General features: G+C 39.9%; 10 protein-coding genes. 6 read left to right on the top strand and 4 right to left on the bottom strand.

Annotated elements, in window-relative coordinates:
• The first annotated feature begins 515 nt into the window (after positions 1 to 515).
• A complete protein-coding gene (locus tag GTQ43_RS14480) occupies positions 516 to 2,339 on the top strand; it encodes an iron uptake porin (protein ID WP_265273290.1) in 1,824 nt (607 codons plus the stop codon).
• Positions 2,340 to 2,796: 457 nt separating this feature from the next.
• Here the strand turns inward: GTQ43_RS14480 and GTQ43_RS14485 are convergent, their stop codons facing one another.
• Positions 2,797 to 4,416, bottom strand: coding sequence for a cyclic peptide export ABC transporter (locus GTQ43_RS14485; protein ID WP_265273291.1), 1,620 nt, complete (start codon positions 4,414 to 4,416; stop codon positions 2,797 to 2,799).
• A 149-nt stretch (positions 4,417 to 4,565) separates the two neighbouring features.
• Here GTQ43_RS14485 and GTQ43_RS14490 point away from each other — a divergent pair, with 149 nt between their 5' ends.
• The 4 genes from GTQ43_RS14490 to hpnI all read left to right on the top strand — a co-directional run bounded on the left by GTQ43_RS14490 (position 4,566) and on the right by hpnI (position 9,158).
• Positions 4,566 to 4,736 (top strand): hypothetical protein, encoded by a 171-nt coding sequence (locus GTQ43_RS14490; RefSeq protein WP_265273292.1) that lies wholly within the window; start codon positions 4,566 to 4,568, stop codon positions 4,734 to 4,736.
• A 51-nt stretch (positions 4,737 to 4,787) separates the two neighbouring features.
• Positions 4,788 to 6,224: a hopanoid biosynthesis associated radical SAM protein HpnJ gene (gene hpnJ / locus GTQ43_RS14495; RefSeq protein ID WP_265273293.1), complete on the top strand. Its 1,437-nt coding sequence runs from the start codon at positions 4,788 to 4,790 to the stop codon at positions 6,222 to 6,224.
• A gap of 404 nt (positions 6,225 to 6,628) precedes the next feature.
• Complete coding sequence (gene hpnK, locus GTQ43_RS14500; protein WP_265273294.1) at positions 6,629 to 7,540, top strand: hopanoid biosynthesis-associated protein HpnK; 912 nt, start codon at positions 6,629 to 6,631, stop codon at positions 7,538 to 7,540.
• 421 nt (positions 7,541 to 7,961) lie between these two features.
• On the top strand, positions 7,962 to 9,158 hold the full coding sequence (hpnI, locus tag GTQ43_RS14505) for a bacteriohopanetetrol glucosamine biosynthesis glycosyltransferase HpnI (protein WP_265273775.1): 1,197 nt from the start codon (positions 7,962 to 7,964) through the stop codon (positions 9,156 to 9,158).
• An 80-nt stretch (positions 9,159 to 9,238) separates the two neighbouring features.
• Here hpnI and GTQ43_RS14510 read toward each other — a convergent pair whose 3' ends face one another.
• Positions 9,239 to 9,685, bottom strand: a complete 447-nt coding sequence (locus GTQ43_RS14510) for a cupin domain-containing protein (RefSeq protein WP_265273295.1) — start codon at positions 9,683 to 9,685, stop codon at positions 9,239 to 9,241.
• A gap of 140 nt (positions 9,686 to 9,825) precedes the next feature.
• Positions 9,826 to 10,605: a cysteine hydrolase family protein gene (locus tag GTQ43_RS14515; protein WP_265273296.1), complete on the bottom strand. Its 780-nt coding sequence runs from the start codon at positions 10,603 to 10,605 to the stop codon at positions 9,826 to 9,828.
• A gap of 81 nt (positions 10,606 to 10,686) precedes the next feature.
• Between GTQ43_RS14515 and GTQ43_RS14520 the strand changes: the two genes are divergently transcribed.
• Entirely contained in the window at positions 10,687 to 12,087 is a 1,401-nt protein-coding gene (locus GTQ43_RS14520) for an amidohydrolase (RefSeq protein ID WP_265273297.1), read from the top strand.
• 509 nt (positions 12,088 to 12,596) lie between these two features.
• On the opposite strand, the gene GTQ43_RS14525 is transcribed toward GTQ43_RS14520, so the two are convergent.
• Entirely contained in the window at positions 12,597 to 14,627 is a 2,031-nt protein-coding gene (locus GTQ43_RS14525; RefSeq protein WP_265273298.1) for a LysR family transcriptional regulator, read from the bottom strand.
• Positions 14,628 to 14,770 lie beyond the last annotated feature (143 nt).

Here is a 14,770-nt window from a genome sequence, read left to right on the forward strand (position 1 = left end):
TCAATATCTCTGTTAAGAATGCTCGTGTTGTTGAACAAATCAATCATTTTGCAGGTTGCAGCTACTAGTATTATTTCCCCAAACCGTTGAGGCACAAGTCAATCAGGTTAGTCTTGTTCGCTGCAACGATGACTGGAAAATAGCTCTATTTGAATTAGGCAAGGCATCTTTTTAGAAGTGCGATGCTGGCAATTTTGGCATGGCAAATCTGGAATTAAAATTTAACCTTATAGAGTAACGATACTTGCATTTTCCAAGTCTCTATGCAAAAATGGTTTGTCAAAATACAGTAAGTCGATAGATTTGCAGTATTTAATGAAAAATAATTAAGATTCGACTTTCTTTAGTTTCAGATTCAATCACTGTATTGCTGGTTTGACATCTGAGATATATAGCCAGCTAAATCATTGCTAGTAAATAATCTGGCATTTAAACAGAAGTATTGTAATAAATATTTCTGCGGCTTTTCCTGTTCAATTTTTAGTCAGTTCTTTCGCTTTTAAGGTTGAGGAGTCATGTCGATTGTTCGCTGGAATTATAGATTTAAATTGTGCTTACTTTTTTTGCTAGATATTTCAATTATCCTAGTTCTTCATCCTGCAAAAGGTCAGGCTAATACACCTCAATCTACTGTATTTCCTGTGAGTGACACCACCATTGTTGCTGATTCTGAACAGTTGCCTAGATTTTTTCGTAATAGCAACAATTCTGTGATGGAGCAAGTTACGCCTATTTCACAACTACTCTCACCTATACCTCAACAATTACCTACTCTTAAGACTAGCGATCGCCCACTAAGTCATCAAATGCGATCGCCAGATGATAATGCAGCAATGGGGCAAGTAACTTCTGTTTCGCAGTTATCAGATATCAAACCTACCGATTGGGCATTTCAAGCTTTGCAATCTTTGGTGGAACGGTATGGTGTGATTACAGGCTACCCCAACCAAACCTTTAAAGGAAATCGGGCAATGACTCGTTATGAGTTTGCAGCGGGACTAAATGCAGCTTTGACTAGGATCAATGAGTTGGTGAGTGCGGGAACTAGCGATTTGCTGAAAAAAGAAGATTTAGAAACATTGCAAAAACTCCAAAATCAATTTGCGCCAGAACTAGCCCAACTACGGGGAAGGGTGGATTCGTTGGAAACAAGAACAGCGACTCTTCAAGCACAGCAGTTTTCTACCACAACCAAACTTGTTGGTGAAGTTGAGACTGTGATTGGAGGAGTCGTCACAGGCAACAACGTTGTCACTAAACAACCCGCACCTCACAACTTTACATTTCAAGACCGGGTTACTTTAAAGTTAAACACCAGTTTCAACGGTACAGATCAACTGCGGATAGCACTATCGGGCGGAAATATTACCTCTTTAGGAGGAACAAGAAGTGGATTACTTGGAACCAGTGATGGCAAAACTTCTGATAACGCCAGTCCACTATTCCCCAACAATGAACTTACAGTCTCTGGTCTTCGCTATCGTTATTTACTTGGTAATAATACTGCAATTAACGTTTTTGCTCAGTCTGATGGAGCCTTTGAGCTAGGTTTGAGTGGAACTATCAACCCGTATTTTGAAGGGTCAGCAGCGAATGGAATCTCACGATATTCGCGGCGAAATATGGTCTATGACTATGGGGATACTGGAGCCGGAATTGCCATCCTCCATAACTTTAGTAAACAACTTCAATTAGGGTTAGAGTACACCGCAATTAACCCTAATAGTCCTACAGATAATAATGGCTTATTTGAGGGTAGATATGTAACTCTCGGACAATTACTATACAGCAGCCCCAAGAATAATTTCCGACTGGCTTTGACTTACGCCAATACTTATAGTCCACCAAACACTACAGGTCTTAGTGGCACAAACTTCGGCCCAGTCATCGGTAGTAACTTAGCAAACAGCACCGTGGCTGGAGCCGGAACTTTAGCGAATACTTATGGTGCAGAAGCATTTTATCGGGTTACTCCATCCATAGCATTAAATGGATGGGTAGGTTATTCCGCACACCGTTACTTAGGGCAGGGAGATGCAGAAGTCTGGGACTGGGGTGCAGGATTAGCATTCCCCGATTTATTTAAAAAAGGTAATTTGGGAGGTATTTTTGTAGGCATGGAGCCAAAGTTGACTAGTCTGAGTCGGAATGTGAATTTAGGAGCAGGTAATGGTGTTGCAGACAAAGATACCTCCTTACATATTGAAGGCTTTTATCAGTATCAAATCAATGACAATATTGCAATCACGCCTGGGGTAATATGGATTACTGCACCTGATTTTAATGCTGAGAATCCTGATAGTTTAGTTGCTTGGCTCCGTACTACCTTCAGGTTTTAACGAGTCATTCATTGATGGTAAATAGATCCGCGTCGTAGGGGCAATTCATGAATTGCCCCTACGATGGATCTGGTTTTTCCAATTATCTATACTTAAATACGGTTCAGTTAAGGACTACTGGTAAAAATGTTGGGTTTTCGAGACGCGATAAATCGTCGTCTCTACAAGTGTTTTGGTCTGATATGAACTGTATTGTTCTATACTTGGTCTTTCCTGTCAATGCATAAGTCCTATAAACTTTAAGAGCCTTGACTTTTTTTAATTAAAAATTAAAAGTTAAAAGTTAAAAATTAAGAATAATAATAATTTTTAATTAATTTTGGGTACAAGCCCCCACTGAATCTTTGATTCAGTGGTCTACAATCAGTGTTGGTTCAAGCCCCCACTGATTGCAATTTTTAATTAATAATTTTTAATTTTTAATTGGAGCGAAGCGACTTGACCCAATATCCTTGGATTAAGTTTTGTCGTACTCTATTTTTCCATAGTCAAGTTTGATAATTCGGTTGGCTAAATGAAAATAATGATCGTCATGGCTAATCACCAGAACTGTTTTGCCCCGCGATCGCAATTCTGGTAGTAGCTGAGTGTAAAATATTTCTTTGAATACTGGATCTTGATCGGCTGCCCACTCATCAAATAGATAAATTGGTCGATCTTCCAAGTAGGCTGTGAGTAAAGCCAGCCGTTTTCGTTGTCCTTGAGAAAGTGCTGTGGTGGAAAGTTGACCATTTTCAACTTTTACTTTATGGTCTAGTTGTAGTTGTTTTAAATATTTTGTCGCTTGAGCATCTAAGTTAGAGTTTTTTATACCTAAAAGTTCTTCAAATAAATAAAAGTCAGAAAATACTACAGAAAAATGCTGGCGATACCATTCTCGGTTCTCTTCGCTAATTAACTCATTATCAAACCAAATTTCACCCTTTTCAGGAATGTAAAGTCCACTAATTAGTTTAGCCAATGTAGATTTACCGCTACCATTACCGCCGACAATAAAGACTAATTCTTCAGGATGAAGTGTCAGATTGATCGGGCCAAAGATAAAACTATTGTCTTCTTGAACTCTCTGATAAGTGTGGGTAACACTTTGAAATTTTAAGCTGTGCCAGTCAGATTTAAGGGCAGGTGGAACAGTTAATATTTCAGTTCGGCTACCTAGAGATAAACCTAGTGACTCGATTTTTTGTAAACCAATACTGGCTTTACTTAATAAGGGAAGTTTACTGATGATGTTATCCATTGGTAACACCAAATAAGTGAAGGTTAAAATATAACCAGAGAGAGTTTCAGGATTGATGGTTAGCAGATTCGGCAGTACGAACAAGACAAAACCAAGGGCAAAAAAGAATACGAGTTGACCCCAACTGGTAGTTATGGCAAAAAGGGTTAGACCGCCAACGTTATGATTAAGGAATTCGTTAGCAGTTGATTGCAGTTTTTTTTCTAAAAAATCTTGGCGACGGCTATAGTTTAGCTTGAGTTCCTTGACTCCTTCGGTAATGGTGCGAAAATGTTTAAACAAATGATCTTCATCATCACGAGCTAGGGCTAGTAATTTGCCTCCTTTGTCGAGTAGCCACTGACAACTAGCGATCGCAACTACTGAAATTCCACAAACCATTAGTAGTACTAACCAAGAAAGCCAAGTTATGTACGCTATACAACCCACGACGATCGCTAAATTAATAAAAATGAAAGGCATCTGATAAACAGCATTGGCAACCGCCTGAATATCTTCTGTGAGAGTTGCCAATAATCGAGGATTCCCTAAGCTTTCTAGATGACTCAACTCAGAAGCCAGAATCTGGCGACTCAAACGCATTCGTAATTGCAAAATAGCTTTCTGAGAAAGGCGAATCAGCATGACTTGAGAAATGATACTGGTAATTAAGGCAACAATTGCCAGCCCCACAAAACCCAGAATTATAGATGTGAGCCGAGAAGCAGAACCGCTACTTGCAGTATGGCTAATTAAGGCAATCAAGCCAGCACTACTACCACCACTCAAAAAACCGGTAGCGATCGCGATCGCTACCATTCCCCACGAAGAACGCAAAATAAAATAAATCAAATTCATAATAAACGCCTATGCCAATGCCCAATGCCCAATTTTTAAGAGAGTCATTTGCAAACCAATATTCGGTTGCGCTTTGAGGGTAAGTTTTCTATCTTACAGTTAAAAACTTCTGAAATATCACGGTAAGCTAGTTGGAATTACAACTGATTGTGCCAATCAATTCTCAAAAATCAAGCAATTTAGCGGCACTGTATTTTGGCTACGATCGCCTTGTTAGCGATCGCTGCACCGCCTTAAACAATTCGTACTTCGCAAGAGGGGAATCTGGACACCGCGAATTTTTTACCAAGATACAGAGAAATAGAAAATTTGATGAATGATTTACGACTGAGATCAGCTATGCTGCTTTTTAGGTTTTATTCTAAAAAAGTATGAAAAAAACTTTGTTTCTCAGTCCTCCTTCCTTCGATGGCTTTGATGGGGGAGCAGGTTCTCGATACCAAGCCAAGCGGGAAATTACTTCCTTCTGGTATCCTACATGGCTGGCGCAACCCGCCGCCCTTGTTCCTGGTAGCAAGCTGATAGATGCACCTCCACACGGTCAAACAGTAGAAGATGTCATTGAAATTGCTCAAAATTACGAGCTAATTATCATGCACACCAGCACGCCTTCACTACCTAATGATGTAAAATGTGCCGAGACAATCAAAGCTCAAAACCCCAATATTAAGATTGGCTTGATTGGAGCGCACGTAGCAGTATTACCAGAGCAAACGCTGGCTGAAAACCCAATTATTGACTTTGTGTGTCGCCACGAATTTGACTATACGTGTAAAGAAATAGCCGAAGGGAAAGCTTGGGAAGAAATCACAGGTCTAAGCTACCGCGATCGCCAGGGTAATATCCATCATAATGAAGACCGTCCCTTGATTCACGATTGGGATGTGATGCCCAGTGTATTGCCAATTTATCACCGCGATTTGGATATTACAAAATACTTTATTGGCTACTTGCTGCATCCATATATATCCTTTTACACTGGGCGGGGCTGTCCGGCAAAATGTACTTTCTGTCTTTGGCCGCAAACAATTGGCGGACACTTGTATCGCACTAAAAGCCCAGCAGCCGTTGGGCGCGAGATGGAAGAAGCTAAAGGAATCTTTGGCGACAAGGTGCGAGAATATATGTTTGATGACGATACCTTTACCATTGACAAACAGCGAGCGATCGCAATTAGCGAACACATGCACCGACTCAAACTAACTTGGAGTTGCAACGCCCGCGCCAATCTCGACTACGACACTCTCAAACAACTACGCGATAATGGCTTACGTCTACTCTTAGTAGGATTTGAATCAGGCAATCAGCAAATTCTAGATGGGATTAAGAAAGGAATCAAGCTAGAAGTAGCGCGGAAGTTTATGGAAAATTGTCATAAACTTGGCATTACCGTACACGGCACATTTATCATCGGTTTACCCGACGAAACCCCACAAACAATAGAAGAAACAGTCCGCTTTGCTTGCGAGATTAGTCCTCATACAATTCAGGTTTCCATCGCCGCCCCCTATCCCGGAACAGAACTTTATCGTCAAGCACAAGAAAATAATTGGTTTAGCAACAATTCCTTAGTTGCTAGTTCAGGAATTCAAATGTCTACACTGCAATATCCAAATCTCTCTAGTACTGAAATTGAGGATGCAGTTGAGAAAATGTATCGGAAGTTTTACTTCCGTCCCAGAGCAATCATCCCAATTGTCGGGGAAATGCTCACCGATCCCCAAATGTTAGTGCGCCGCTTGCGTGAAGGACGGGAATTTTTCTCCTATTTGAAAGATCGTCGTACCCAAGCAACTGCGAAAGCATAATCAGTCGTTGTTGGTATTGACATAACTCGGCCAAATATAAAATAGTCAAAAAATTCGTTCTCCAATTAGTGGTGGGTCTAATACTGCGTAGGTTTTGGAATTTCTTGGTTGAGGCAAGCTGTTCTTGAGCAGGGGGAGAAATGGAGGCTGGCGTTGAGTTTTTGCTTCCCCTGCTTCCCCTGCTTCCCCTGCTTATCCGAGCAGTATTGGTGGTGGGTCTAATCCTCCACTAATTGATTATGAATTATGATATCAATTCAATTAATGATTGCAACATATCCTTGGGTGAAGACGCGATGAATCGTGTCTCTACAAATGGTCTATTTGTCGCATTGTTTTTTCAAATTGGTATGACTTCTGAATTCTTCTTCAACAGAACCTTAAAAATACACAACTAACTAAATATGCAAGCAAAACGATTCGCTATTATCAATGGCGATGATTTTGGTTTCTCTGAAGGAGTTAATCAAGCGATTATCAAAGCACACAAACAAGGAGTACTAACCAGTACTAGTCTAATGGTAAGCGCTGATGAGGCAAATGAGGCTGTCACCTTGGCAAGTGTCAACCCCAACCTGGCTGTTGGTTTACATCTTGTGTTGGTATGTGGACGTTCTGTGCTACCACCAGAGCAAATTCCCCATTTAGTTGATAAAGAAGGTAACTTTTCTAATAGTCCATTGAATGCCGGGTTGCGCTATCAATTTGTCAAGGAAACCCGTGAGGAACTGCGGCAAGAAATTCGCGCCCAGCTAGAAAAATACCGTTCTACTGGCTTGCCTCTTTCTCATGTGGATGGACATTTGCATCTCCATACGCATCCAGTAGTCTTACGTATTTTAGTTGAGTTGGCAGCAGAATTTGATATTAAAGTAATTCGTCTACCAAGTGAGGAATTGGGGTTGAATCTCAGACTTAATCGCAGTCATCTGTTGACAAAGCTAGTTTGGTCAGCAGTATTTGGCAGACTACGCCGCTATGGTGAGAGAATGCTAGAGTCCCAAGGCATTAGCTTTACCCAAAGAGTTTACGGTTTATTACAAACTGGTAGTATGACGGAGGAATATTTGCTTGAATTGATCCCCCAAATTCAGGCAAACTTAGTTGAGATTTACTCTCATCCAGCGATGCCTACGGTGGGCTTCTCTACGAGACGCGGCACGAACGCCAACGCTATTGATAACGATGCTTTAAATGGAGAAGGTGAGGCAGAACTTGCTGCTTTGTTAAGTAATCAAGTCCGCGAAGTGCTGATTAGTAACGGCTTTGAAATTACTAACCACCATTTCCTATCCCAACTTACGACGTTAAAGTAATAACTTTGTCATCCCAATTTCATCTAACGGACATAAGTAGTAATGCAAAATAAAATATACATTTGTCATTGCGAATGGAGCAAAGCGGAATGAAGCAATTGCAAGGTCTTGGGATTGCAACTCTTAGAGGATGTTTTAAAAGTGGTTGGCTGTAATTTTAGGCACTTGTTGATCCCCCCTAACCCCCTTAAAAAGGGGGGAACCGGAATCAAAGTCCCCCTTAAAAAGGGGGATTTAGGGGGATCTAAAACTTTTTGCTACCGACCAGAGGACTTTTAAAACATCCTCTTAGAGACGCTGTTCGCGTTCGCTACATTTCATTCCGTACCCTACGGGAAGGCTCCGCCTACGCAATGACATAAACATTTTTGCATACGCACTTAAAAAAAGCCTAAACTTCTCAGCAGCTAAATTAATGGCCATGTTTGTATCTACCATCTTAACAAATATTCACATAATTATCATTGATTTTCTAATAATTTTGTGCATCTCATCCGTGTGGTTTTATTGCTATGCAATGTATGCAGCAATAACTTTTTTTGCCGATCCCAGTCCAATCGATTTAGAGTTTCATCCACCTGTTAGTATTCTCAAACCCATTTGTGGGCTTGATAGTAATGCTTATGAAAATCTAGCCTCATTTTGTCAGCAGGACTATCCAGAATATCAAATCATTTTTGCTGTGCGAAACCCTCAAGACCCTTGCATAGAGGTTGTAGAGAAAATCATCTATAATTTTCCAGATTTAGATATTCTGTTGGTAGTGAGCGATCGCATTATCGGTACAAACCTGAAAGTTAGCAACTTGGCCAATGCCGCAGCCAAAGCTAAGTACGAAATTCTCTTCCTTGCGGATAGTGACATCCGAGTTGGAAGAGATTATTTGCAAACAGTTGTCCAGCCGTTGCAAGACAAAAGCGTGGGTGTCGTTACCTGTATGTATCGATCCTTAACTAAGGGATGGGTATCGACATTAGAGGCTATTGGGACGACTACAGAGTTTCATGCTGGGGTTTTAGTCAGCAACATCCAGGAAAATGGTATAGAATATGCCTTTGGTTCCACCATTGCTATCCCGAAAAAAGTCCTAGAAGCGATCGGTGGATTTGAAGCAATTGCTGATTATTTAGCAGATGATTTTCAACTTGGATATTTACCTGTCCAAATAGGTTACAAGGCTATGCTTTCCGACTATGTGGTTGAACATGTCCAGACAAACAACAACTTAGTTAATGCCATCAAGCGCCAGATTCGTTGGGCGCGTGGTAAACGAGTTTGTCGTCCTTGGGGTTATCTAGGACTAATTTTTACCTATGGTATTGTCAGCAGCATGCTGCTGCTAATTGTCACAGATGGTTCAATACTAGGATGGCTAGGAATATCTATCTGTTGGATAACAAGATTGGTAATGGCTTGGATTGTTGGTACTATCAGCCTGAAAGATCCAATTGTCATCAAGTTTTTATGGCTGGTTCCTTTGTGTGACTTGTTAAGCTTTGCTTTTTGGTGTTTTGGCTTTATTGGTAACACTATAGAGTGGCGAGGGCAGCAAATGAAGCTAACTAAAGATGGAAAGTTACTAATGCAAGAACATCCAAGTTATCAATTATCCAATTAAGGTTTTTACTATAGCGGTTCTCATTTATGTGAGGTATACCTGTAGGGGCAATTAATGAATTGCCCCTACAGCTTACGAGATCATAAAGCATTCACTCTCCCCAATACTGCCATATCTTCGGCATCTAACTCTGATGGAATCCCACTGCGAATCAATTCTGAAAAGTCTTCATTGGGAACCATAACAGTCAATGTGTACAAGCGAGTAGAACCAGTGTTTTTAATCAAATGAGTACCAGTAGGAGGCACTAATAAACTATCCCCAGCTTTGATATTGGCACTCTTACCGTCACACATCGCGATCGCTTCCCCTTTGAGGATGAAAAACATTTCCACCGCCCCCTGATGGCGATGTGGCAGTGTTTGTCCACCAACATCAAAAATTTCTATGCAGCAAGTCAATGAAGTATTAGCATTTGTCGAATCGAAGATAATTGCTAATCGATTAGAGTCGTTGGGACTGATGCGATATACTTGGTAATCTTTGAGAGATTTGATAACCGGAATTACACAACGAGTAACGTACATTTATTTATCCCCTCTGAAGTTATCGATGGGTATGAAAATTTCTAAAATCCAAGTTCTGAATATTGATTAGTTGTATCTCTAAATCAGAGAATAACTAATTACTAAATATTTCTAACTCCTCATTCCTAACTCCTAACTCCTCACTCCTCACTCTTTTGCAGCGCTGTTAAAATCTCTTGGGAGTCAGTGACAAAACCAAAGCACTGTTTGACGTTGTACAATGTTGCCAGCCAACAATATTCAGGCGAAGTAGTGGCGCTACAGTCTTTAATTAACACGCAGTCATATCCTAAAAAGTTGGCATCGCACAATGTGGCTAGCACACATTGATCGGCATTCACACCAGCAAAAAATAATGTTGTCTTTCCCAGATTTCGCAAGATGCTATCTAATGGCGTATCCCAAAATCCACTCATCCGATACTTGTCCACACGAATGTCTTCGGGGAGTTGTTCTAGTTCGTCTACGACTGCTGCGGCCCAACTACCTGCCATAAGTACTCTAGCACCATTACTTGGCAGTGGATCGCCTAATCCTACACCTGCCCCTGTGGGGTTATAGACATGACGCGAAGCAGCACTAATATTGAGCAAGTCGGGACGATTCCCCCAATTTACCCAAATAACTGGAACACCCACATCACGGAGTTCGGGAAGTAAGTTGTTTAAAGGTTCAATAGGCTGACGCGCCGGAGTTACGTCTACACCGATATGCGCTAACCAACCATCAGGGTGACAGAAGTCGTTTTGCATATCAACGATAAGGATAGCAGTTTTTGCCAAGTCTAGACGCAGGGTTTTAGTATCTGTTGATAAAATAACGGGTTGTGGGGTCTTTTGAGGACGAGTGATATCTGCGATCGCATCATTCACTGTCCACGCATTTGGTGCAACTCCCAATGTCCGAAAAGGCAAGTTCATAAAATTGCAATATCCAAGACCATTTTCTATTTTGTAACTTGAAATTCAGTTCAAAATACAATTACTTAATCAAGGTTAAATATGGTAAATTTCACTATTGTGAATGTTTTGATTACCGCCAGTGATGATTATGCAACGGTAAATGTACAGGTTGTAGATGGTGCAATCGCAGCCATTGCCCCCAATTTACCAGTAATCGGTACACCTATAGATGGTAAAAACAAGCTTTTACTACCTGGCTTTTTCAACGCTCACACCCATTCATCAGAGATGTGGCAGCGAGGAATCATGTCAATTTTGCCTTTAGAATTATGGTTGGCGGAACTGTATGATTTTGCGCCTCTCTACACTGAACAAGTTTATCTGAGTGCTTTGGGGACTGCGGTGGAAACCTTGCTATCCGGTGGGACGAGTGTAGTAGATCACCTAGTGTTAATTCCTGGACTTGAGTTAGAAACCATCGCTATTGCAACTCGCGCTTACAGAGAAGTTGGGATTCGCGCTTTTATCGCCCCCCTAATTCAAGATGAATCTCTCGCCGCAGGTATCCCATCTGGGAAATCTGCAAAAACTCATGAACCTTATTATCGCTCAACTGCGGCAACATTGGAAATCATCGAAGAGGCGGTGAGACAGTTTCACCGTCCAGATGAGGGTGTGAGTATTTTAGTTGCACCAACAGGGATACAATTATGTACTGATGCATTATTTACAGGATGTATCGAGTTAAGCGATCGCTATAATCTTTGTCGTCACTCCCATCTACTCGAAACTAGGGCACAGCAAAAACTCGCTCAAGAAAAGTACAGTTGTACTGCTGTGGAACATTTGAAAAGAATCGGGTTTTTGAGCAATCGCACAACACTTGCCCATTGCGTCTGGTTAAATGATGATGATATCGCCATCCTCGCTGAAACTCAATCTACAGTTGTTCATAATCCCTTAAGTAATCTGCGTTTAGGCAGTGGCATCGCCCCGATTTTAAAATATCGCCAAGCTGGAGTAAATGTAACTTTTGGTTGTGATGGTGCTTCGAGTAATGACTCTCAAGATTTGTTAGAAGCTATTAAAATTGGTTCTATATTGCACAACGTTACAGACTCAGATTATCAACACTGGATTACACCCCGACAAGCGGTCGAAATGGCATCTTTAGGAGGTGCAAAGGGATTGAATATTGCAGATAAACTTGGTTCTCTGACAGTAGGTAAACAAGCCGATTTGGTACTTTATGACCTTACCAATTTATCATTACTACCTCGTACAGATCCTATCGGTTTATTGGTTTTAGGTCGTCCTAATAATGTTGTAGATAGTGCTTGGGTAAATGGCAAACAAATTGTTGCTGATGGGAAAGTGACAACAATTAACGTTGATGAATTGCGGCAAGAATTATTTAATCGCAGTCAATGGGAGACAAAGCGTAAGTCCGATACTGTAGCACAATTAGAGCTTCATTATCGCACAGTTATGGGGTTGTGAAATGGGAGTATTCCACTTTTTTGCATATCATTACGTAAGTGGAGCCTTCTCGTAGGGTACTGAACCAAAAAACCATAAATTCAATCAAAGTCAATAGCCTAGCGCGAGTCCATGCGGTTGCTTATCTGCGAAACGCTGTTCGCGATCGCAATGACAGTTATTATTTCATTGCAAAATAATAACTGGGATGCACCCTTGTGAAACATTAAGTTATATCATGTCCGCTTGATTACTTATTAAACTCGAAGAACCCTACCCCGCTAGAGCTATGCTTTGTCTCCCTTCCCCTTAGTAAGGGGAGGGGATTAAGAGGTGGAATAACTAATTACCCGGACATGATATTAGAGGTTGTTTGAAAAGTTTTTTTTATACGCCTAACCCTTGGAGATCCCCCTAAATCCCCCTTAAAAAGGGGGACTTTGATTCTTCCCCCTTTTTAAGGGGGGTTAGGGGGGATCAGCTAGTGCCTAAAATCATACTTCACTACTTTTCAAACAACCTCTTAAACGTTATTCAATGTTTCCGAGAACTTTTATATGTCGGCTAAACTGTTCTTCGACAAAATAGCTGCTAGAAAATTCGCTTGCAAAAGAAACCTGATGAAAGTGATAATCTAGATTCAGCAAATTATAGACAAGTCTTAAAAAATAATCATCTATCCAAAAATCTACGTCAAATAGTGAAATACCATATTTTCCTTCCAACCTCCGATTTAAAGTTTTTAGTAACCAAGACCATTGAGGTTTGAGGGTCGGATCTATACGGTTCCCAAATACAGGATTAAAAAACTGATTTACTTGGGTTGTTCTCACATCAATCACTTTAGTAAGTAAATCTGCTGCCTTAATTGGAGATGAATTAAACCAATAGTTAGCAACTACTAAATCGTGTAAATAAGCAACTACAATTTTAGGGTTTTCTTTAATAAATTGCGAACGACAAACAATTCCTCTAATTGATGGAATTCTTAAACTAATTGTTTGAGATAAAGGCAGCTTTCTCGCAAAAGCATAAGCTTCGAGAATTGAAGCAAAAGTGTGACAACACACGTAAGCATCTATAGCTTTATTTGCTAAACTCTTACTTGCTTTCCGAGGATCTTCATTTACTAATTTGCAATCTTTAGTGACATCCATATCATAGAGGTCAAAAAGAGTAATGATGAATCTATGAGCATTGGAACCAAATAAGGTAGAAATTCGTTTACCTTTGAGATCCTGGACAGTGTTTATAGAAGAATCTTTATGCAGAACAATATTTATATCTTGACCTAAAAGATTATACGAAGCAATCCCAATTAATTTAGAACCGAAACTTAAATCATCAAAGAACTGACTACCATTATTTAAAAGAGAAATATCATCTAAAATACAAATATCTAGTTCTCCCCGCTTCATCTGTCGGTTCATTTGTTCACCAGAAGCAAAAGGCAGAATTTGTAACTCGAAATCCCGATTAATTTCAATATTTTTGAAAATAGGTTGTTCAAGTGATGATGCTCTCTGTAAATCAGAAATATATTTAGTTCCATAACCAGCAATAAACTGTCCTATGGAATCTCTCTGAATACCTATTCTCAGAATATTTTGCTCTTTGGGAGAATAGCTACCTAAAATTAGGTTTATATTAGGCAAGCTTTCTAAGTTGTCTTGATCGAGCCTAAAACTTCTCACTAAACTCTCTGCGGATATTAACAACTCACTAAAGCGAGGAACATGCAGATAAATACCATATTCATTAACATCTTGGATCGGAAGAGTTAAAACTTGATATTGAGATATAATGTCACCTTGACAAAAGTCAGGTAAAATCGTTAGCTTTTGGTTTTTTGAAGCATAGTTGAGTACATCTTGATAACTATGCAATACCTGTACGCCACTTAATTTATTCATCAAAAATCCATTTTTAGATAGTTCTTGATGAACTTCATCTAAAAGCACAACATCAGTCAGATCAATATCATTTATTTGAACTAAGCTATGCTCATTGAGATATTTACTTCCACCAAAGGATACCAACATCATTTTATGAGTTTTTAATCTAGTACAGTGGTGTTCTTCCTTATATCCAGCGCAACTATTGAGCAAAAGATCCATTTCTAGGAGTTGAGAATTTGAAAAAAATCTGCTATCTTTAACCGCAATCTCTTTAATATTTCTACCGGGAAAACAAAGCTGAAATCGCTGCAAATATTGTTTTATCCAGACTTCTAAAATTAAACTAGTAGCCCCCAATATCAAATCTTCACCCTCAGCACTAAATGTTGCCTGAAACTCTTCTTGCAGATTTTCTACAGTTTCTACAACATTAAGTGTCTGGGAAATCAATTTTTTGCCTTTGTTAGTCAAGCATATAGAGCCAGGAGAGCGATTTAGCAGAATTACTCCGAAATAATCCTCTATTTGTTTGACTTTTTTACTAATCAATGCTTGACTATAACCTAATTTTTGTGCTGCTTTTGAGAAGCTACCAGAGTCATTTACTGCTTTTAAAATTTTGAGGTGATTTAGGGTAATATCTTCAAGTTTAATCTTATTCATACTAAGTAAGGTAAGATTTTTAATTACAACGGAATTAACTTATTCTGCTGCGTATATTCGGAGATGACTCAATACTGTTTGGTTAAGGCAAGAGACGGGATAAAAGAGACGCGATAAATCGCCGTCTTTACAAGAATCAGTCC

The sequence above is a fragment of the Nostoc sp. KVJ3 genome, assembly GCF_026127265.1.
Lineage (GTDB): Bacteria > Cyanobacteriota > Cyanobacteriia > Cyanobacteriales > Nostocaceae > Nostoc.

What these genes read in the sequence shown, in the direction of transcription:
- hpnJ (WP_265273293.1), top strand. Translation starts at nt 4,788, where the DNA reads ATGAAAAAAACTTTGTTTCTCAGTCCTCCTTCCTTCGATGGCTTTGAT.
- hpnK (WP_265273294.1), top strand. Translation starts at nt 6,629, where the DNA reads ATGCAAGCAAAACGATTCGCTATTATCAATGGCGATGATTTTGGTTTC.
- GTQ43_RS14520 (WP_265273297.1), top strand. Translation starts at nt 10,687, where the DNA reads ATGGTAAATTTCACTATTGTGAATGTTTTGATTACCGCCAGTGATGAT.
- GTQ43_RS14480 (WP_265273290.1), top strand. Translation starts at nt 516, where the DNA reads ATGTCGATTGTTCGCTGGAATTATAGATTTAAATTGTGCTTACTTTTT.
- GTQ43_RS14515 (WP_265273296.1), bottom strand. Translation starts at nt 10,605, where the DNA reads ATGAACTTGCCTTTTCGGACATTGGGAGTTGCACCAAATGCGTGGACA.
- hpnI (WP_265273775.1), top strand. Translation starts at nt 7,962, where the DNA reads ATGTTTGTATCTACCATCTTAACAAATATTCACATAATTATCATTGAT.
- GTQ43_RS14485 (WP_265273291.1), bottom strand. Translation starts at nt 4,416, where the DNA reads ATGAATTTGATTTATTTTATTTTGCGTTCTTCGTGGGGAATGGTAGCG.
- GTQ43_RS14525 (WP_265273298.1), bottom strand. Translation starts at nt 14,627, where the DNA reads ATGAATAAGATTAAACTTGAAGATATTACCCTAAATCACCTCAAAATT.
- GTQ43_RS14510 (WP_265273295.1), bottom strand. Translation starts at nt 9,685, where the DNA reads ATGTACGTTACTCGTTGTGTAATTCCGGTTATCAAATCTCTCAAAGAT.